The following is a 19,409-nucleotide window of genomic DNA, read 5'->3' as shown; positions in this document are numbered from 1 at the left end:
GTGGCTAAGGCGTGCGCGTAAATTCCTGATCGTAATCCAGTAACTCACGGGCGACCGACTGGATCTCCGCGTGCCGATCGGCCGGCGAGGCGGTAAGCAGCGGCAGGTGCGGCCCCATATCCGCCAAACCCGACAAGCTGACCGCGTCGTGCAGCACTCGAATCAGCGAAATGCTGTCGCGCAGTGTTTCCAGCGGCATGAAACGGTCATAAATAGCTCGTGCAGCCGCCAGGTTGCCGGCTTTCAAGGTCTGAAAAAGCTGCTGGCAGGCGGCAGGTGCGATACAGCCGGAACCGGTCGTGAACGAAGCCAGGCCAAATTGGGCCATATGCACCAGCGTTGGCCGCTCACCCATGCCGCTGACAATGCGCCGCGGCGTGATGCGTTCAATCAGCGCCTTGAGGTAGTTGTCGTCAGCGGCGTCCGGGCGAACGATGGCGTACTTCACGACCAACACACGCCCCTCGTCGACCAGCCGGCCAAGCGCCTCGATGCCAATCGTTGCTTCGCTCTTGAGATACAGCGTGACGGGCATGCCCATGAAGTCCACCACGCGAGCGATGCCTTCGGCCACACCTTCCGGCGTGGTGAAGCCTTGCATCGGCAGAACCATGGCTGTGCGGTAACCCGTGCCGCGCAACAAACGCGCCTGATCCATCATCTTGCCGAAGTCGGGCCCGATGGCGGGAATCACGCGCGTCGTTTCGGCCGCGCTGTCGGCCAGCAGCGCCAGCAAGTCGCCATATTCATGCACCGAGGTGTGGTACAGGTTGGCGTTGCCGCCATACAGCAGGGTGCGCAGCCCGCCAGACTCGATATGGCGGATCAACTTGCGGTTTTGTTCTGCATCCACCGTCAGGTCGGCCCGGCGCGCCAGCGGCGGCACGGCCAGCACCGAGCTGGAGAACTCCTCGACAGACAAAGGAAATGTATTCATGAGGTCTTGCGGTATTAATTGATTGAAAGTAGTTGAAAGCCAGACTGTGCAAAATAATTGTAAGACAACTTTACTTGTTGTCAGTCAGATTAATTTGCCTGAAGCGCTGGAGACCCCGGGATTTACCCTTGGTTCCTCGTGTTTCTGCTGGAAATCGCATGATGTGAGTCTATTGTTGATTGACAACTAAAGAAGTTGTATTACAAAATCGCGACGCTTCAATCCACTATTTCAGGAGACAACGTGATGCATCCCTCGATCATTCCGCGCACCTGCCGCACCCTGCTGGGCGCAGTGATGGGCATGGCCCTGTCCAGCAGCGCGCTGGTGCAGGCGCAGAGCCTGCCCATGCCCAAGTCACCCGTAGTCATCAATGTGGTGGATGCCGCCGGCAATCTGGCACTGACGCAAGGCGCCATAGATGCCTATCTGGCGCAAAACCCGAAGCTGGTGTCAAAGTTCACCTTTACCAAAGCGCCGGCACCCGAAGTCCCGGCCAAAGTCAAGGCCATGCAAGGCGCCGGCCGCAGCGACGTCGACATGATCATCGTCGGCACCGACGCGCTTGCTGCCGGGCTGGAACAGAATTTGTGGGTCAAGCTTTTCCCGAATTATTCGGACAAGTTTCCTGGGTTGAAAGACAACTACCAGCCCAACGCCGCCAAGATGCAGGAGTTGGCCAAGGACCACGGCATGGTCATTACCTTCATGCCTTCAGGCCCCCTGGTCGAGTACAACCCTGAGAAAGTCAAAACGCCGCCCACCACCCCGCAAGAATTGCTGAGCTGGTGCAAGGCCAATCCCAATCGGCTGATTTACGCCCGCCCCGCCAATTCCGGCCCGGGCCGCACTTTTTTGATGGGCCTGCCTTACTTGCTGGGCGACAAGGACCCGTCTGACCCGATGAAAGGCTGGGACAAGACCTGGGCCTACCTGAAGGAGCTCAATTCCTGCATCGAGTACTACCCCACGGGCACCGGCGCCCTGATGAAGGAGCTGGGTGAAGGCTCGCGCGACATGACGCTGACGGTGACCGGTTGGGACATCAACCCACGCGCCCTGGGCATCGTGCCTAAAAATTTTGGCGTGGTGCCTTTCAAGAACATGACCTGGGTCAATGATGCGCATTACATCGTCATTCCCAGGGGTGTGCCGCCTGAAAAGCAGGCCGTCGTGCTGGACCTCATGGCTTTCCTGCTCAAACCGCAGCAGCAGGCCATAACCTACGACAAGGGTTATTTCTACCCCGGCCCCGCTGTTAAAAATGTGCCCCTGTCGCTGGCGCCCCAAGCCAGCCAGGACGTGATCAAGGAATTTGGCCGGCCTGAGTATGCCCAATGGCTGGCGCAGTTCCCCCATGCACAGCCGCTGGAAACCAAGGCGATGGTTGACGCTTTCCGTCGCTGGGACCAGGAAATCGGTTCGCAAAAAACCAAGTAGGCCTTCGCGCCCTTATCCATGCACTCAAATTTCTCCGAATTGCGGCTTGACCGTATGACGCGCCGCTTTGGCCTGGGCAAAGGCGCGCCGATCTTCACCGCACTCGACGCGCTAAGCATGACCATCCAGCGGGGCGAATTTATCGCCTTGCTGGGGCCGTCCGGGTGCGGCAAGTCGACTGCCCTGAACTGCATTGCCGGGCTGTTGCCGGTGTCGGATGGCGGCATCTGGCTGGACGACACGCGCATCGATGTGCTGCCGCCCGAAAAACGCGGCTTTGGCATGGTGTTTCAAAACTACGCGTTGTTTCCGCACATGACAGTGGCGCGAAATGTGGGCTTTGGTCTGGCGATGCGCGGTGTGTCCAACAGCGAAACCGCACTGCGCGTCAGTCGTGCGCTTGAACTGGTGCAACTGAACGCGCATGCCAACAAGCTGCCCGGCCAGCTTTCCGGCGGCCAGCAGCAGCGCGTGGCGATTGCCCGTGCCATCGTGATCGAGCCGCCGCTGGTGCTGATGGATGAGCCCTTGTCTAACCTCGACGCCAAGCTGCGCGTGGAAATGCGCGCCGAGATCCGCCGTATCCACAAGGAACTCGGCCGGGCCACGATTTACGTCACCCATGACCAGGATGAAGCGCTGTCACTGGCTGACCGCGTGGTGGTCCTGAAAGACGGCGTGGCGCAGCAAATTGCTTCGCCGCATGAGCTTTACAACCAGCCTGCCAACCTGCACGTCGCCCGGTTCATGGGCTACCGAAACCTGCTGCCCATGCAGGTGCGCAGCGCGCAGGGGAATTCAGTGCAGCTTGGGAGCAATGGCCTGACGCTTAAGGGGCGCTCCATGCAGGCCCCGACCAGCAACATGGTGGTGGCGATTCGTCCTGAACAATTCGACATCGTACCGACAGTGGGCGACAACGCCTTTGCGGTGGAGGTGACCAACGTTGAATACTGCGGCCACGACAACATCGTCGACGTGCGAACTTCCAGCGGCCTGCCGCTGATTGTGCGCACCACCGCACGTCTGCAAAATGGCGAATCAGTGGTGCTCTCGGTTGACCCGGACAAAGCGCTGGCTTATCCGGATGATGAAGCTGGCGCCGCATGATGGCCGGCCGGTCTTCTCCAGCGTCCTCCGGCAACGCCGGATTCGACGGCTCCATGTTGCTGCTGCTGCCGGCCACCTTGTTCATGGTGGTGCTGTTTGTCTATCCTTTTTTATATGGTCTGCAACTGTCTTTTCGGCCCATGGAGGGGGGCTGGCTCGCCAACTACAGCAAATTTTTCACCACGGACAACCTGTGGGGAACCATTGGCACCACGCTCAAGCTTTCCGTCCCGGCGACGGTGATCAACCTGGGCGTGGCCCTGCCCATTGCGTACCAGATGCGCATCAAAAGCCGTTACCAGAAATGGATCACCACGCTGCTCGTGATCCCGCTGACCTTGGGCACGGTGCTGATTGCCCAGGGCATGCTGGGCTACTTCGGCCCCAAGGGCTGGCTGTCGCAGGCGCTGCAGTTTTTTCACCTCTATGAAGGGCCGATCCGGCTGACGCATAACTTTTGGGGCGTGCTGATCTCGCTGGTCATTTCGGGCTTTCCGTTCGCTTTTCTGCTGACGCTGTCGTATGTGACCGGCATTGACCCGACACTGCCGCGCGCCGCCGCCACGCTGGGTGCATCGCCATGGAATCAGTTCCGCCACATCTACCTGCCGCTGCTGGTGCCGGGCCTGGCGATGGCGTTTGCGCTGTCATTTGTGCAGGCGTTTTCCGTATTTCCCTCGGCCGTGCTGCTGGGCTCTCCGGCGGGTGCAACACGGGTGATTTCGATTGCGGCCTATGAAGCTGCCTTTGAACAGTACGACTATTCGATGGCCTCCGCAGTGGCGATGGTGATGGGCTTTGTGCAACTGGTGGTCGTGGTCGCCATTTTGAGCGCGCGCGGCATGTTTTATCGCGGCCCGGTCACGGGCGGGAAGGGCTGACATGACGCTGAACAACACGGGCGCCAACCAGCTCCTGACCAAGCTCTGGAAAGCATTGATCGCGCTGGCCATGACTTTCTTCCTCATCAACGTCGGCTTGATGATCGCCGCGGTGACCACCAGCTCGGTCGCGTTCCGCTGGCTGGGTACCTGGCTGCCCGACGGCTATACGCTGAATTGGTACCTCACCGCATGGAATGAATTCCAGCTGGGCAGCGTGCTGTGGGTCACGGTGGAGGTGGTCGCCGCCGTGGTCTTCCTCTCCATCCTGATCGGCGTGCCAGCTGCCTACACGCTGGCGCGGCGCGATTTTCGCGGTAAGCGCTTGTTGATGGGCCTCTTTCTGCTGCCGCTGATGGTGCCACCGATCACTTATGGCATACCGCTGGCGACCGTGATGTACCAGGCCCATATCGCAGGCACCATTTTTGGCGTTATTTTGTCGAACATGATTCCGGCCGTGCCTTTCATGATTCTGGTCATGACGCCATTTATCGAGCAGATTGATGGCAACCTGGAGTCGGCCGCGCGCGTCTTTGGCGCCAGTACCTTCAAGCTGTTCTGGCATGTGCTCTTGCCGCTGTTGGCGCCCGGTATTCTGGCCGCGTCGCTTCTGGTGCTGGTGCGAACCATTGGCATGTTCGAGCTGACGTTTCTCACGGCCGGGCCTGATTCCCAGACGCTGGTGGTCGCGCTGTATTACGCCGTATTTGCAGCGGGCGTACGCGCACCCCAGTCGGTGGACGCCATGGCCATTATTTATATGGTCATCACGCTGGTATGGTTGCTGATTGCGCTGCAGTTCGTGAATCCGACCCAGCTGGTCAGCCGCGTCAAAGAGCATCCTCAAACGGCCTGAAACGCCCTGAAGCGCCCTGGCACCTTTATGAAAATCACACAAATCGACACGGTTCATGTGGCCGCCTACCCCAACATCACATGGGTGCAAATTCACACCGACAGTGGCCTGGTCGGCCTCGGTGAAACCTTTCGCGGCGCGCAGGCGGTGCAGGCGCAAATACACGAGCTGACCGCGCCCTACCTGCTGGGCAAGGATGCGCTGGCCATCGAGGCGCATCACCACCACCTGCTGCACGGCTACATCGGCTTTGCCAGCAGCGGCGTGGAGACCCGCGCCGCATCGGCCGTCGACATTGCGCTGTGGGACTTGCTGGGTCAGGTGACCCGGCAGCCCTTGTACCAATTGCTGGGCGGCGCCGTGCGCGACCGCGTGCCGGTCTATAACACCTGCGCCGGCTACACCTACAACAAGGCCAGCCAGCGCCGCGTGGTCACCGACGGCAGCGCAGAGCTCGCACCCGAAGGCCCGTACGAAGATCAGGAAGCTTTCGTCAAACGTCCCGCACAACTTGCCGAAAGCCTGCTGTCCGAAGGCTACAAGGCCATGAAAATCTGGCCGTTTGACCCGTTTGCGATGGCCAGCCGGGGGCAGTCCATTTCGGCCAAAGACCTGGACACCGCGCTTCGGCCGTTTCGTGAAATCCGCCGCGCCGTGGGCGAGGAAATGTACATCATGGTGGAGTTCCACTCGATGTGGAATTTGCCAATGGCCGTTCGTATCGCGCAGGCATTGGAAGAGTTCAAGCCCTACTGGGCCGAAGACCCGATCCAGATGACCAACCTGGACACCATCGCCGAGTACCGCTCGCGTGTGCGCATCCCGGTCTGCGCCAGCGAGACCCTGGCCACACTGCAGCCTTTTCTGCACTTGCTGAATAACAATGCGGTCGACTATGTGATGCTGGACCTGAGTTGGGTGGGCGGGATTTCCGAGGCTAAAAAAATTGCCGCCATGGCGCAAGCCTTTCACAAGCCGGTCGCGCCGCACGACTGCACCGGGCCGGTGGTGCTGGCCGCCTCGCTCCATCTGGCGATGAGTACACCCAACGTCGTGCTGCAGGAAGTCGTACGCGCCTACCTCTCGGGCTGGTACCGCGATCTGGTCACACAACTGCCGGAAGTGCGCGACGGCTTTGCCACGGTACCAGCGGGCGCCGGACTGGGTCTCGCCCTGGCGCCGGCCTTGTTGCAGCGGCCGGACGTGACGATTCGCAGCAGCAAGCTATAAGCTATAAGTAGCTCGCTATGAAGTGACGCCATGATGCATCTGCAAGTTCTGCCTGAAACCCGCCTGCACCATGGCACGCTGCATGCGGTGCTGGCACCTGCCGGCGGCGGGCGCATCTCGCGCCTGTTTTCATCCGATGCCGCAACAGGCCAAACTATCGACTGGCTGGTGCCGCTCAGCGATGCGGTGCGCACCACCGGTTTTGAAAGCACCTCCTGGCCCAAGGCCGGCCTCTACCCGTTGATGCCGTACTCGAACCGCATCCAGCACGGAAGCTTCGCCTGGCCGGGCCGCACCGTGCAGTTGCCACTGCATCCCGGCGAACGTCACGCTTTGCATGGCGGCAGCCAGCAGCACCCGTGGACGTTGACGCAGCACGACGCCAGCAGTGCCACCATGGCCTATGACCACCAAAAAAATCAGGACGGCTGGCCATGGTCTTACCGCGCCGGGCACACGGTCACGCTTGACCATGAAGGCCTCACCCTGCACATGCACGTGACCAATGCAGATGACGCGCCCATGCCTTGCGGCATCGGTTTTCACCCCTACTTTCCAAGCCGGTTTGCGCACCGCGTCGGCTTCAGCGCGCCTACCATCTGGCCACCCGACGCGCAGTTTTTGGGCAGCGCACCGCGGCCTGCCGGCGCAATGGACGACTATGCCGAACCGCGTGAAGTGGCCGACGCCGAACTGACCCAGTACTACAGCGAATGGAACGGCAGCGCCACCCTGGCCGCGGCGGATGGCGCGACCATCCAGATGACCGCCAGTAGCCCGATGCAGCACCTGGTGCTGCATCGTCCGTCGGGCGCGCAATATTTCTGCGTCGAACCCGTGTCGCATGTGTCCAATGCAGCGCATCTGGCGCAACAGGGGTACGCAGGCACCGGCTGGCAAACGCTGGCGCCGGGGCAGCGGCTGGAATGCCGTTTACGGATTCAGTTGCGCGCCCGGGATCTCAGCTGAGCCCTTTCGGCGCTTCCACCGTGCACCGAGAGAGGATGGCTGGCCGAATATCAGACGAGTTTGGCCGAGGGTGAGTGCTTCGCCTTTTGTGACGGCTTTGGCGGCAGCGTGACAGCCGCCTTATCCTGCAGGCGTTCAGTGATGAAGTCGATGAATGCCCTCACGCGCGAGGGCAAAAGCCGTCCATGCGGATACAGCAGGCTGTAGGGACGTGAACGCCCGCCGAACGACTGGAGCACCTCTACCAGGCTCCCGTCGGCAAGTTCTTTCTCGACGATGAAGCTGTAGGTCTGGAACAGGCCGGCGCCGGCCTTCGCCAGGGTCACGCCGCCGAGCACATCCTCGGAGCATGCGTAGTTGCCGGTCGTGAAAATCTCCTTCTCGTGGCCGTCCTCGTGGAACAGCCATGAAATCCGCCTTCCGCTGCTCGGCAAGTCGAACTGGATGCAATCGTGCCGTTCCAGGTCGGCGAGCTTCTGTGGCACGCCCGCGCGCTTCAGGTAGGCGGGACTGGCGACCACCACCAGCGGCGCATCCTCCAGCAGGCGCGCGGTCATGGTCGAATCCGGCTGGGTGCGGACGCGGATGGCGAGGTCGTAGTTCTCGTCGTGGAGGTCAATGTTGCGGTTGCTGATGTGCACCTCCACCTTGATCAGGGGGTACTTCGCACGGAACGCCGGCAGCAAGGGCAGAAGGCGGTGGTGGCCGTACGTCGTCGGCGCGCTGATGCGCAGGGTGCCGGCCGGCTGCACCTGTTCGCCAGTGACCTTGCGCTCGGCGTCGACCAACTGGTTCAGCGCCTGGCGGCACTGCTCGAAATAGGTCTTGCCGCTTTCGGTGAGGCGAATGCTGCGCGTCGAGCGCACGAACAGGCGCACGCCCAGTCTTTTCTCCAGGCGCGACACCGAGCGGCTCACCGCGGCGGGCGTCACGCTGGCGGCGAGAGCGGCCGCCGTGAAGCTGCCGGTCTCCGCGGCCAGGCAGAACAGTTCGATGCTCCCCAGGAGGACGTTGTCAAAGTGACGCTTCATGCTGCTTCATTGCCGCTTCATGATTGATTACATGATGTATCAATACAAGTGTAGCAAAGCCAGTTTATTGATTCGGGCAGCAGCAATACAGTTGCTGCAGGCCCGGAAGCGAGTTCTCTGCTCAAACCCGGGGCCTCATCCAGATCGTTTTTCAACCCCCATTTCGCAGAGGTGCATCCATGAGCAAATCAGACAAAACCGTCGTCATCACCGGCGCCACCAGCGGCATCGGCCTGGGCCTGGCCGAGGCCTTTTTGAAGGAAGGCTACAACGTGGTCGGCACCGGCCGTTCGCCAGAGCGTCTGCGGGCTACCGCAGCCCAGTTGAATGCGGGCGACCGCTTCCTCGGCGTTGCTGGCGACGTCGGCAAACCCGAGTCGGCCCGGGAGGTGTTCGAGCAAGCCATCGAGAAGTTTGGCAAGGTCGACGTGCTGGTCAACAATGCCGGCATCTTCACCGCCAAGCCGTTCATCCAGTTCACGCCGGCCGAGGTGGAAGAGCAGATCTCCACCAATCTGAAGGGTGTGCTGTACCCGTCGCAGGAAGCGGCCAAGCACATGTCCGGGCGCAAGCAGGGAAAGATCATCAACATCACCGCTTCGCTGGCCATCCAGCCCGCCAGTAACGTCCCCGCGCTCCTGGCCGTGACCCTCAAGGGCGGCATCAACCAGGCTACCCGCGCGCTGGCGCTGGAGCTGGCGCCGTACGGCGTAACGGTCAACGCAGTCGCCCCCGGTGTGGTCGCCACCCCGATGCACCCCGTCGAGACCCACGCCGCACTGGGCCAGATGCACCCGCTGGGCCGCATCGCCAGGATCAGCGAAATCGGCGAGGCCGTGCTCTACCTGGCGAAGTCCGACTACGTCACCGGCGTGGTGCTGCCAGTCGACGGCGGCGCGAGTGCCGGCAAGTAATGGGCCTCCAGTTGCGACCGGATCCTGTCTTCGGCCGCAGCCGGGATGCCGAACAACAACCCGCGCATTGCCATTTCATTTCCATTTCTTTAGCCAGTACATCCCGGTACACCCTATAGGAGCCCCTGTCATGCCCTTCGTCAGCATCCGCATCACCCGTGAAGGCACCACCCCCGAGCAGAAAGCCCAGGTCATCAAGGAAGTGACCGAAACCCTGGAGCGCGTGCTGCACAAGCCGCCGGAGTGGACTCACATCGCCATCGAGGAAGTCGATACCGACAACTGGGGCTTTGGCGGTCGCACCACCACCGCCATCCGCAAGGACGGCACAGGCTAGCCCTGCCGCGGCCCCGAGCCGATGACCTGGAGGCCGAGGCCACTGTCAGCGGGGACCGACGTGTCCGGTTGATCGACGGCGCGACATCAACCCAGCCCCTGCGCAGGATAAAAGCCGCGCTGGGCAACATGCTGCGAGGCGCGCGTCTGTTCGTCAAGCGCGACGACCTTATGGTCGTTGGCGGACCCTGCCTGTCATCCGCATGCCCGAGCACTACGGTGCGCGCAGCCCCCTCGAGCATGGGCAGGGCGCGATGTGCGCCGGGGATTTTCTTTGGAGGTCAGCGCACTTCGCAGTCGACGGTGTTGCTTTTGTTGCCGCCCATGGAGCCGGAGGTGCGGCTCATCGACGAGGCCGAAAACGCCGGCGGCGGGGTGAATTGCATGCCCGGGTTGACCGGCAGAATGACCGGCGGCTGCTTGAAGGAGGGGGTGTAACCAAACTGCCCGGCCGAAAAGTTTTGCGTTCCCGCTGGGTTCTTCATCTGGATGAGGCCGTCGATCACGTGCACATACAGGCCTGGCGAGAGGGAGGGCGCTGTTCCGGGCTTGGGTAAGGAGGGCGAGAGCTGCGCAACCATCTCCCAGACGGGCAGGGCTGTCCCGGCATCGCTTTGCACGGGGCTGGCGGCCGAGGCCAGGCTGGCCCGTGCATAGGCACGCTGCGCGAGGGCGGCGGCCGGGTCCGGCCGGTAGAAGAGGTTGAAGCTGGCCGTGCCGGCGTCCACGGTGGTTTCACCCGCCTCGATGCTCAGGCGGCCGGCGCCGGGCTGTGCGCCGGCGAGCACCTGGAGCTGGCCGGTCGCCAGGCTCAGCGCGGTTGCGCTGGTGATGGTCAGCCGCGTCTGCGGGCCCAGCACGGCCTGGCGGCCGTCGGCCAGGCCGATGCGAACGTAGGTGTTTTCCTCGCTCATCAGCGTGTCGCCCGCTTCGACCACGGATTGTGGCGAGAGCACTTTCAGCGCACCGCTTGCCTTGACGGCCATGACGAAACCGCTGAGCTGGGTCACTTCGCCGGCCGGCGTGCCGGCGTAGGCCGCCTGGGCCCCGAAGAGCGACAGCACGAACAGGAGGGAGGTAATGGAGGTAATGGCAGGGGAATGGTGGTTCATGGTCAGCCCCGGTTAGTTGCAATACATTTTCTTGACCGCCGATTCGTTTTTGACCACGGACGGCTTGTCGGAGTCATCGCTCTTCTTGTCCGTCTTTGTGTCGGCCGTCTTCGTGTCAGTTGTGTCAGTCGTCTTTGTGTCAGTCTTCTTTGTGTCGAGAAATGCGACGGCAGGCGATGTAGTGGTCAGCTGGGTCAGCAGCATGGTGCTGCTGGCGTTGATGGTGTTGACCGTCGTATTCAAAGCCTGGAACACGGGCGTGTTGGTACTGGTCTGGGTTGCCGACAGGATGGCGGAGCAACCCGCGATCGTGGGCGTGCTGGTGCATTGAGCCAGGGTTGGCAGCACGACGGAGCAACCTGCGGCCGAGGGTGTGCTGGTGCATTGCGCCAAGGTCGGCAGTACGTTGGAACAACCTGCGGTCGTGGGTGCGTTGATGCATTGGGCCAGGGTCGGCAGCACGACAGAGCAACCTGCGGCCGAGGGCGTGCTGGTGCATTGCGCCAGGGTCGGCAGCACGGCAGAGCAACCCGCGGCCGTGGGCGTGCTGGTGCATTGCGCCAGGGTCGGCAGCACGGCAGAGCAACCTGCGGTCGAGGGTGTGCTGGTGCATTGCGCCAGCGTCGGCAGCATGGCGGCGCAGCCGTCCAGCGCCGGGTTGGCGGTGCAGTCGGCCAGGGAAGATTGAAGTACGGTGCCCTGCACCGTCACGCGGCCGCTGGTGGCGCTCACGGTCGACTGGTTGACGAAGGTGCCTCCGGAGGCCAGCACGATGTCGCCCGCCTGCGAGCTCACCGGGCTGAGCAGCATGAGGTCGCCTGCCGTGTTGATGTTGATTGCACCGCTGCCGAGCGACGTGATGCCACTTTCCGGACCAGCCAGGCCGATCAGCAGCGGCGTGCTGTTATTGCGGAAGCTGAATCCACCGGCGCCATTGGCAAAGCCGGCCAGCTGCTGCACCTGGTTGCCCGCGTTGGTGAGGTTGACGGAGCCGGCGTCCGCGCGGGCCGACAGCGTCACTACAGTGATGGGTGCCGTCTGGTTGATGTCACCCGTAGCCGTGCGCAGCTGGAGCCGGCTGCCGGGCCCGCCGCTGATGGCGCCGTTGATGTTGATGCCCGCGGCGGCGTTGAGCGTCAGGCTCGTGTCGCTGGTCCACGTCACGGGGTCGACCACCTGGATGATGCCGGCGCCCGTGCCCGCCGCGTTGTCGGTGGTGACGACCACCATGCTGCTGGCAAGCGCGGCCTGCAAAGTGCCGACGGTTAGCAGCGAATCGCTCACGGCGCCGCTGGCGACGAAGATTTCGGCCGAGGTGTCGCTGCCCACCATGCCCGCACTGGTGGCGCTGGTCTGGTCGTTCGCGATGTAGATGTTGGTCGGGTCCAGCAGCAGCGTGCCGGTGCGGCCATTCGGCGCGCGCGTGTCGACGCGGCCCCGCATGTCCAGCGTGTGGCCCGAGGTTTCGATGAAGCCGCCGTCACCCGACTGCGCGCCGCCCCGGGCGCTGATGCTGCCGTAGACGCGCGTGGTGCCGTCGGACCAGGCAATCACCGTGCCGCCGTTGCCGGACGCCAGGGCGTCGGCGCTGATGGTGGCGTCGCTGGAAATGTAGACCTGCTTCGCGTTGGCGATGGCCGGGTTCTGGCCGCGCAAGTCGCCGCCGACCAGCACGGTGCCGCCGCCGGACTCGCCGCTGGCGTCCACGCGGGCGTTGCCCGTCAGGCCCACGCGTTCACCCAGAAGATGGATCGTGCCGCCGGTGCCAGTGCCGGCGCCGCTCGCGCTGGTCAGGCTGCCGGCCTCCAGCAGCAGGTCGCCGCTGGCCTTGAGCACGATCTGCCCATTGGCGCCCACCGCGGCCGTGTCGGCGCTGACCAGGCCGCGCTGGTTGACCAGGTTGCCGTAGATGCCGATGCGCCCGCTCTGCGCCACGATCTGGCCCAGGTTGACGGCCTGGTCCTGCGGCGCGCTGACCACCACGTGCACGGCCGGGTTCTCGCTGTCGGCCAGCTTCACGCTGCGGCCCGCGGCCAACACGATGTCGCCGCCGGGCGAATGGATGAGGCCGCTGTTCTCGACCTGCGGCGCGATCAGGATCACCTGGCCGCCTCCGGGTGTCGAGATCCGGCCCTGGTTGGCGACGCGGCCCGCCACGGTGCCGGCGCTGAAATTCATCTTGCCGGCCAGGAAGTCGCTGTTGGAGATCGCCAGGCTCGAGGCCACCAGCCCGTTCACGTCTACCCGCGAGGCGGCGCCGAATAGCACGCCGTTGGGGTTGATCAGGAAGACGCGGCCATTCGATTGCAGGGCGCCCAGGATCAGCGAAGGTTCCTGGCCCGTGATGCGGTTGAGCACCGCGCTCGTGGCGCTTTGCTGGACGAAGCGCGTGACCTCGCCCGCCGCGATCGAGAAACCGGGCCACTGGATGATGGTGCCGGGCGTGTTGGTGATCGTGCGGACATTGCCAAGCTGCTGGAAGCTGGCCTGGCCATTGATGACGGTCTGGGCGCCGGCGCCGGCCGCGCAGGCGGACATGACCAGGGCCGCCAGCAAGGCCCGTGCAGGGTGTGCGTGGGTTGTTTTCACTTGCGTTTCCTTTGGGTCATGTCAGTAGGAGAGGGTCAGGGCGACGTGCACCCGGCTGTCGCCGGCCGCGCGGGAGCCGCCGCCGTCGAGCACGCGGCCGTAGTCCACCTGCAGGCTGGCGCGCCGGTCCAGGGCAAAGCGCAGACCCAGGCCCGCGCTGGCAATGGAGGTGCGCTGCTCTTCGCCGGGCAGGGCCTTGTTGCGCGAAACGCGGGCCGCATCGACGAAGGCCAGCGCGCGGCATTGCACCGCGATGGCTGCGGTGGCCGGGCACCAGTTGGGCGTCTGGATTTCCGCGCTGGCAAACTGGCCCTGGTCGCCGGCGACTTCACGCTCCCTGAAGCCGCGCACCGAACTCGCCCCGCCAGCGCCGAACTGCTCGCCGGGCACCAGTGCGGCGCGGGTGGCCTGGCCGTTGAACTGCAGGCGCAACTGCCAATCGTCTTGCAGCCGCTGGTTGTAGCCCAAGCCGTAGCGCAGGGCGCGGTAGCTGGCCGACGCACCGACGCGCTGGCGGCTGAAGTCCGCGTCACGGCCGTTCGTCCCGCCGGGGATGTTTTGCAGGCCCGTCAGCTGGACGCCCAGCATGGCGGAGGGCAGGGCCAGCTGGCCGGCATAGGTGAGCGATAGCGGATGGACTGTGACGTCATCGCCCAGCTGCAAGCCGCCGAGGTCGATGTTGTTCTTGTAAGCCCGCCAGTCGGCGCCGTAGATCAGCGTGGAGCTCAGGTCGCCCCGCTGCGGCAGGTTGTGGTTGTAGCGCGCACCGAAGACATTGCCCTTGCCGCTGACTTGCAGGTTCAGCACACCGGCCGTCAGCGTGCCGGAGTCCACGTCCGAGTGGCTGGCAAAGAAATCCATCGAGTCGCCCAGCGCATACAGCGGCACGTGGTACCCCACGCCGAACACGTTGACCTTCGACGGCTCTTCGGCCGAGGTGGTGTACTGCAAGGTCATCACGTGGTCCAGGTCCCAGAGGTTGGCATGCTGCAGGAGTACGCCCAGGCGCGTGCGGCCGGTCTCGACGTTGCCGGAGTTGTCGGCGGTCAGGCCGATCCGCCAGGGCTTGTCTTCTTCCGTCACGCGGATCACGGCATCGATCGCATCAGGTTGCTCGGCGGCCTGCAGCGCCAATGTGATCTGCTTGGCCGGGTTGGTGTTGGCCACCTTCAGGCTGGCCGAAATGTCCCGCATGTTGGGTATGGTGCCCTCGCGCAGCGCAGGCAGGCTGGCGCGGATGTTGGCGGTCGAAAACAGCCGGTTGCCCTCCACCTGTGTGCGGCCGATGCGCGGCTCGATCACCTTGATGCGCACCACGCCCTGGGCGAGTTCCTGCTCGGGCAACTGCACGAGGACCACGCTGTAGCCACGCCGGCGGTAAGCCTGCTGCAGTGCCTCCGCCGCGCGCCGCACATCGCCGAAGCTGCGTTCAGGGCCGGCGAAGGACGCGAGCAGCCCTTCAACTTCGGCGCCCGGCAGCAGGCTGTTTCCCTCTACGGCGAAGCGCGAGATGGCAAAACGCGGTCCGCTGCCGCCCGCCTCATCGGCCGCCTGTGCGGCCAGTCCGGCAGCTGACAAGGCGGCGACTATCCAGAGTGCGCGGGTACGGCGTAGCCACGCCCCATTTTTGGTTTTTTTCATGGGATTGGTCGGGTTGGGTCTGCTGGCGATCCGGCATCGCGAAAGGCCGCATGAAGGCCTTCATCGCAAACCCCGCGGGAAAAGAGTTAGGTGTTACAGGTTGTTGCATGCTACCCGAAAAGGCGGCGGGCCAAAAAATGGCCCGCAGGCCTGGAAGCCTGCGGGCCGATATGCCCGTCGGGACGGAGGGCCGGACCGGCTCACCCCGAAGGAGGAGGGGACTCAGAGGCGTCGGAGTGCCTCGTTAGTAGTTAGTAGTTAGTAGTTAGTAGTTAGTAGTTAGTAGTTAGTAAAACGCTTCGGTAACCATGCCGGTCTGGCTCAGACCAGGTTGATCACGACGCCGATATTGCCCCGTGTGGCTTTGGAATACGGGCAGGTTTGGTGCGCGGCGTCCACCAGTGCCTGCGCGACCTGGGCGTCCAGGCCTGGCAGGCTGACGTTGAGACGCGCCTGCAGGAAGTAGGCGCTGCCTGCGGTGCCCAGGTCCACTTCAGCATCGACGGCCAGGTCAGCCGGGAGCGTGACTTCCAGTTTGCGGGCTGCGTGGCCCATGGCACCAATGAAGCAGGCCGACCAGCCGGCGGCGAACAGCTGCTCGGGGTTAGTGCCGTTGCCCGCGCTGCCAGGAGGCGAAAGCTGGATGTCCAGGCGACCATCCGAACTGCGGGACGTGCCACTGCGCCCGCCCGAGGAGGTGTGGGTTTTGCCGGTGTACAGAACTTTTTCGATTTGGGTGACGGTCATGTGAATTTCCTTATTGAAGAGATGTATGGGGAGATGGATGGGGTCTTAAAGCGTATCCGATTAAATCGGATACGATGAATAATACGTGAGGATCGGTAAATGTCAAGTCGTGCGATTAAATCGCATTCGATATAATTGGGGCTTGCCGGACTTCGGCCATGCCTATCAAGGACGCACATGAATCTCACCCATCCCGCCAACGCCACCAAGCCCGGAAATCCCGGAGATCCAGGGACTCCCGGGAATGCTGTTGCTCCGGCGAACCCGGCGAGCGAAACAGCCCAGACAAACCCGAAGCTCGCTGACTTTCTGTGCTTCGCGATCTATTCGGCCAATCTCGCCTTTGGCCGGGCCTATAAGCCGATCCTTGAGGAGCTCGGCCTCACCTACACGCAATACATCACGATCATTGCGCTGTGGGAAGAAGACAACCAGACCGTCAGCGGCCTGGGCGAAAAGCTCTTTCTCGAATCCAACACCCTCACGCCGATTCTCAAGAAGCTGGAAGCGATGGGTTATCTCAGCAGGCAACGGCATGCCGAAGATGAGCGCCGGGTGTTGGTCAGCCTGACGGATGCCGGTCGGCGCCTGCGGGAAAAAGGTTTGGGGATGAACCTGGTGAAGGCTTCCGGCCTGACGGCTGAAGAGTTCCCCAAAATGCAGAACGCCGTCGCCACGCTGCGCGACAACCTCATCAAGGCCGTGCACGAAGGGAAGTGAGGGCAGGAACCATCTGAACAACTGCCCCTTACGGTCCCTTACGGGCGCTTAAGCAATCTCGGGCGGATTGAGATAGAGGGCCGTGTCGGTGGACAGGCTTTGTTTTACTTCCTGGGTGAAGCTGTCCGCCAGCACTTCTTCCTTGCCGGCCTCAATGCCCACGAGCGCCGCCTCGGCTACCTGCTGGGGGCTGGTCTTCTTCATGTCGAAGCCGTGGGTCATGTCGGTGTCCATGAAGCTGACATGCAGGCCAAGCACGGCGGTATTTTGTTTGCGCAGTTCAATGCGCAGGGCGTTGGTGAAGCTCCACACGGCGGACTTCGAAGCGGAATACGCGGCGAGCATCGGGCGTGCGAACCATGTCGCGTCCGACAGCACATTGATGACCGCGCCACCGCCATTGCTGGCCAGAATGGAGGCAAATGCCTGACTCAGCCGGATCGTCCCGTAGTAGTTGGTTTCAAAAATCTCGCGGCTGAGATTGATCATCGACGCATCGAGCACACCGCTGTTCAGGCGCGCGATCCCGGCGTTGTTGACCAGCAAGGTGGTGTCGCCGCATTGCGCTGCCGCGGCAGCGACCGAAGCGGCGTCGCTGACATCGAGCTCGACCTGGATGATGCCGGGCGTGTTGATGTTCGTGGGATTTCGCACCCCGGCATACACCTTCCTGGCGCCTCGCTTGAGCGCCTCCTGGGCAAAAGCCAGGCCCAGACCGCGGTTGGCGCCGGAAATAAACACGACGGAATTTTGAATCTTCATTTCATTCTTTCTGGTGGAGCGCATCAGGCGCGGGGCAAACAAGGCCAGGGGATTCCGGGCCTCCTGGGTTTTGGGGGGACGCCCCCGAGATCAGCGAACGGGGCACTGGGCGGCCGCTCAGACGGACGCGGAAAGTGCTGTCAGTGCGCTCTCACGTTCGACATGGCGGAGATGGAACGGAGATAGCGCGCTGCCGGTACTTGCCTCGAGAGGTTGGGCATCAGCTTTTGGCGGGCCGCTTCATAAGCCTGCAAGTCCGCGATGTCCGGCAGGGAAGGGATGGTCACGAACTCGCCCATGTCCAGGCCCGCCAGCGCGGCATCGACCATGGCGTCGGCCGTCATGACGATGTCGCCGGGCAGATGCTGGATGGGTGTACCGGCGATGTCCCAGAAGTCGGTGGCGGTGGCGCCCGGCGCGACTGCCTGAACGCGGATGTTCTTGTCCGCCAGTTCATGCTTGAGCGACTGGCTGAACGCCAGCACAAAGGCCTTGGTGCCACCATAGACGCCGTTGAGGACCTCGGGCGCGATGCCGACAATCGACGCAATATTGATGAGCGAACCGCCGCCCCGCGCGACAAAGCCGGGAACCGCGGCATAGGTGAGCCGCGTCAGCGCCGTCACATTCAGGCTGATCATCTCGGCCATCTTGTCGATGTCGGAGGCCAGCAGCGGCGCCGTTGCGCCCAGGCCTGCGTTGTTGACGAGCAGGGTGATGCTGGCATCGGAGCGCAGCACATCTTCGACACGCGCCAGGTCGGACGTCTTGTTCAGGTCTGCGGCAATCACCTCGATGGTGCGGCCGGTCTCGTCGGCGATACGCCGCGCCAGGGCCTCCAGGCGTTCGCGGTTGCGGGCCACCAGAATGAGGTCGTGGCCACGGCGGGCCAGGCGGTCGGCGTAAATGGCGCCGATGCCGGAGGAGGCTCCCGTGATCAGCGCGGTGCCGGGGTGGGTTTCAGTGTGGGCTTCGGTGCGGGTTTGTGAGGCCATGTTTTCTCTCCAATTCGTTCGGTTAAACGCCAGGAACGGCGCTTCTGTGAAGGTTAGGACGCCCGGGCATGTCTTGAATGTCATATATCAAGCGTTTTAGGACATAATGGCTTTGCCGCCCGTTCTCGTCGCCTTTGCCGTCTTTGTGTATCCGCCCGAAAGACCCAAACCCATGCACACCCTCGGTTTTGTTGTCTATCCCAATTTCCAGGTGATGGGCTTTGCCGCCATCACGGTCTTCGAAATTGCCAATCTCACCGCCGAAAAGACGATTTACCAGGTGAGCCTGCTGTCCGAGGCGGGCGGCCCGGTCCGCGCCTCGGCGGGCTTTGCGGTGGAGACCGAAGCCTTTGGCGCCAAGGTGTTTGATACCGTGGTCTTTGGTGCGGGCACGCAGATCGAGCCGGCGACACCGGGGCTGCTGGACTTCGTGCGGCACTCGGTACAGGCGTCCAGGCGGGTTGCCGCACCCTGCGTCGGCGCCTTCACCCTGGCCCAGGCCGGCGTTCTGGACAACCGGCGGGCGACAACGCATTGGGCTTATGCCCGCGAGCTAAAAAACCGCTATCCGCTGGTGAAAGTGGAGGGGGACAGGATCTTCATCATTGACGGGCATGTGTGGACCTCCGCCGGAATGACGGCCGGCATTGACCTGGCCCTGGCGATGGTCGAGAAAGACCTGGGGCCCGAACTCGCGCGCACGGTCGCCCGCAAGCTGGTGGTCTATCACCGCCGTGGCGGGGGCCAATCGCAGTTCTCGGCCTTGCTGGAGCTGGACCCCAAGTCCGACCGCATCCAGAAAGCGCTGGATTTCGCGAAACAGCATTTGCGCAGCGCCCTGACGGTGGAAGAACTGGCGGATGCCGCCAACCTGAGCCCACGCCAGTTCAGCCGCGCCTTTCGGGCGGAGACGGGCCAGTCGCCGGCCAAGGCGGTTGAAAACCTGCGCGTGGAGAGTGCCCGCCTGTTGATGGAGCAGGGGCGGCTTTCCATGGACATGATTGCCAACGAAACAGGCTTTGCCGACCGCGAGCGGATGCGCCGGGCTTTTCTGCGTGCATTCGGCCAGCCACCGCAAACGGTACGGCGCAATGCCAGGATGCCGGCCTGACCTGGGGCGCGATGAACTCAAATTG

General features: G+C 63.2%; 18 protein-coding genes. 10 read left to right on the top strand and 8 right to left on the bottom strand.

The features are described 5' to 3' along the window. Positions 1-4 precede the first annotated feature (4 nt). A complete protein-coding gene (locus AC1DUB_RS25230; protein ID WP_477731886.1) occupies positions 5-937 on the bottom strand; it encodes a dihydrodipicolinate synthase family protein in 933 nt (310 codons plus the stop codon). A 246-nt stretch (positions 938-1,183) separates the two neighbouring features. Here AC1DUB_RS25230 and AC1DUB_RS25225 point away from each other — a divergent pair, with 246 nt between their 5' ends. The 6 genes from AC1DUB_RS25225 to AC1DUB_RS25200 all read left to right on the top strand — a co-directional run bounded on the left by AC1DUB_RS25225 (position 1,184) and on the right by AC1DUB_RS25200 (position 7,426). Then, positions 1,184-2,377 (top strand): extracellular solute-binding protein, encoded by a 1,194-nt coding sequence (locus AC1DUB_RS25225; RefSeq protein ID WP_477731885.1) that lies wholly within the window; start codon positions 1,184-1,186, stop codon positions 2,375-2,377. Between the two features lie 18 nt (positions 2,378-2,395). Further along, positions 2,396-3,487, top strand: a complete 1,092-nt coding sequence (locus AC1DUB_RS25220; RefSeq protein ID WP_477731884.1) for an ABC transporter ATP-binding protein — start codon at positions 2,396-2,398, stop codon at positions 3,485-3,487. Continuing rightward, a complete protein-coding gene (locus tag AC1DUB_RS25215) occupies positions 3,487-4,368 on the top strand; it encodes an ABC transporter permease (RefSeq protein ID WP_477731897.1) in 882 nt (293 codons plus the stop codon). The genes AC1DUB_RS25220 and AC1DUB_RS25215 overlap by 1 nt, the downstream gene beginning before the upstream one ends. 70 nt (positions 4,369-4,438) lie before the next feature. Beyond that, complete coding sequence (locus AC1DUB_RS25210; protein ID WP_477717778.1) at positions 4,439-5,227, top strand: ABC transporter permease; 789 nt, start codon at positions 4,439-4,441, stop codon at positions 5,225-5,227. Positions 5,228-5,254: 27 nt separating this feature from the next. Further along, positions 5,255-6,457 carry a mandelate racemase/muconate lactonizing enzyme family protein gene (locus AC1DUB_RS25205; protein ID WP_477731883.1) on the top strand — a complete coding sequence of 401 codons (1,203 nt, stop codon included), beginning with the start codon at positions 5,255-5,257 and terminating at the stop codon, positions 6,455-6,457. A 30-nt stretch (positions 6,458-6,487) separates the two neighbouring features. Further along, positions 6,488-7,426 (top strand): aldose 1-epimerase, encoded by a 939-nt coding sequence (locus AC1DUB_RS25200; RefSeq protein ID WP_477731882.1) that lies wholly within the window; start codon positions 6,488-6,490, stop codon positions 7,424-7,426. A gap of 50 nt (positions 7,427-7,476) precedes the next feature. Here AC1DUB_RS25200 and AC1DUB_RS25195 read toward each other — a convergent pair whose 3' ends face one another. After that, on the bottom strand, positions 7,477-8,457 hold the full coding sequence (locus AC1DUB_RS25195; protein WP_477731881.1) for a LysR family transcriptional regulator: 981 nt from the start codon (positions 8,455-8,457) through the stop codon (positions 7,477-7,479). A 179-nt stretch (positions 8,458-8,636) separates the two neighbouring features. Here AC1DUB_RS25195 and AC1DUB_RS25190 point away from each other — a divergent pair, with 179 nt between their 5' ends. Both AC1DUB_RS25190 and AC1DUB_RS25185 read left to right on the top strand, forming a co-directional pair. Beyond that, positions 8,637-9,371 (top strand): SDR family NAD(P)-dependent oxidoreductase, encoded by a 735-nt coding sequence (locus tag AC1DUB_RS25190; protein ID WP_477731880.1) that lies wholly within the window; start codon positions 8,637-8,639, stop codon positions 9,369-9,371. Between the two features lie 130 nt (positions 9,372-9,501). After that, the gene (locus AC1DUB_RS25185) at positions 9,502-9,708 is read left to right on the top strand and encodes a tautomerase family protein (protein WP_477717597.1); all 207 of its coding nucleotides are present in this window, start codon (positions 9,502-9,504) and stop codon (positions 9,706-9,708) included. Positions 9,709-9,988: 280 nt separating this feature from the next. Here the strand turns inward: AC1DUB_RS25185 and AC1DUB_RS25180 are convergent, their stop codons facing one another. The 4 genes from AC1DUB_RS25180 to AC1DUB_RS25165 all read right to left on the bottom strand — a co-directional run bounded on the left by AC1DUB_RS25180 (position 9,989) and on the right by AC1DUB_RS25165 (position 15,796). Next, a complete protein-coding gene (locus AC1DUB_RS25180; RefSeq protein WP_477731879.1) occupies positions 9,989-10,819 on the bottom strand; it encodes a FecR family protein in 831 nt (276 codons plus the stop codon). Between the two features lie 12 nt (positions 10,820-10,831). Then, positions 10,832-13,408: a two-partner secretion domain-containing protein gene (locus AC1DUB_RS25175; protein WP_477731878.1), complete on the bottom strand. Its 2,577-nt coding sequence runs from the start codon at positions 13,406-13,408 to the stop codon at positions 10,832-10,834. Between the two features lie 21 nt (positions 13,409-13,429). Further along, positions 13,430-15,049, bottom strand: coding sequence for a ShlB/FhaC/HecB family hemolysin secretion/activation protein (locus AC1DUB_RS25170; protein WP_477731877.1), 1,620 nt, complete (start codon positions 15,047-15,049; stop codon positions 13,430-13,432). Positions 15,050-15,370: 321 nt separating this feature from the next. Next, positions 15,371-15,796: an organic hydroperoxide resistance protein gene (locus AC1DUB_RS25165; protein WP_477731876.1), complete on the bottom strand. Its 426-nt coding sequence runs from the start codon at positions 15,794-15,796 to the stop codon at positions 15,371-15,373. A gap of 177 nt (positions 15,797-15,973) precedes the next feature. On the opposite strand from AC1DUB_RS25165, the gene AC1DUB_RS25160 reads away from it, so the two are divergent. Then, complete coding sequence (locus tag AC1DUB_RS25160) at positions 15,974-16,516, top strand: MarR family winged helix-turn-helix transcriptional regulator (protein WP_477731875.1); 543 nt, start codon at positions 15,974-15,976, stop codon at positions 16,514-16,516. A 48-nt stretch (positions 16,517-16,564) separates the two neighbouring features. On the opposite strand, the gene AC1DUB_RS25155 is transcribed toward AC1DUB_RS25160, so the two are convergent. Further along, positions 16,565-17,278, bottom strand: coding sequence for an SDR family oxidoreductase (locus tag AC1DUB_RS25155; protein WP_477731874.1), 714 nt, complete (start codon positions 17,276-17,278; stop codon positions 16,565-16,567). 140 nt (positions 17,279-17,418) lie between these two features. After that, positions 17,419-18,273: an SDR family NAD(P)-dependent oxidoreductase gene (locus tag AC1DUB_RS25150; protein ID WP_477731873.1), complete on the bottom strand. Its 855-nt coding sequence runs from the start codon at positions 18,271-18,273 to the stop codon at positions 17,419-17,421. A 172-nt stretch (positions 18,274-18,445) separates the two neighbouring features. Between AC1DUB_RS25150 and AC1DUB_RS25145 the strand changes: the two genes are divergently transcribed. After that, complete coding sequence (locus tag AC1DUB_RS25145) at positions 18,446-19,384, top strand: GlxA family transcriptional regulator (protein ID WP_477731896.1); 939 nt, start codon at positions 18,446-18,448, stop codon at positions 19,382-19,384. Positions 19,385-19,409: the final 25 nt, after the last annotated feature.

It is taken from the genome of Polaromonas sp. P4_F9 (assembly GCF_056401235.1).
The sequence above is the reverse complement of the archived record's forward strand: the minus strand, read 5'-3'. Positions and strand labels throughout refer to the sequence as shown.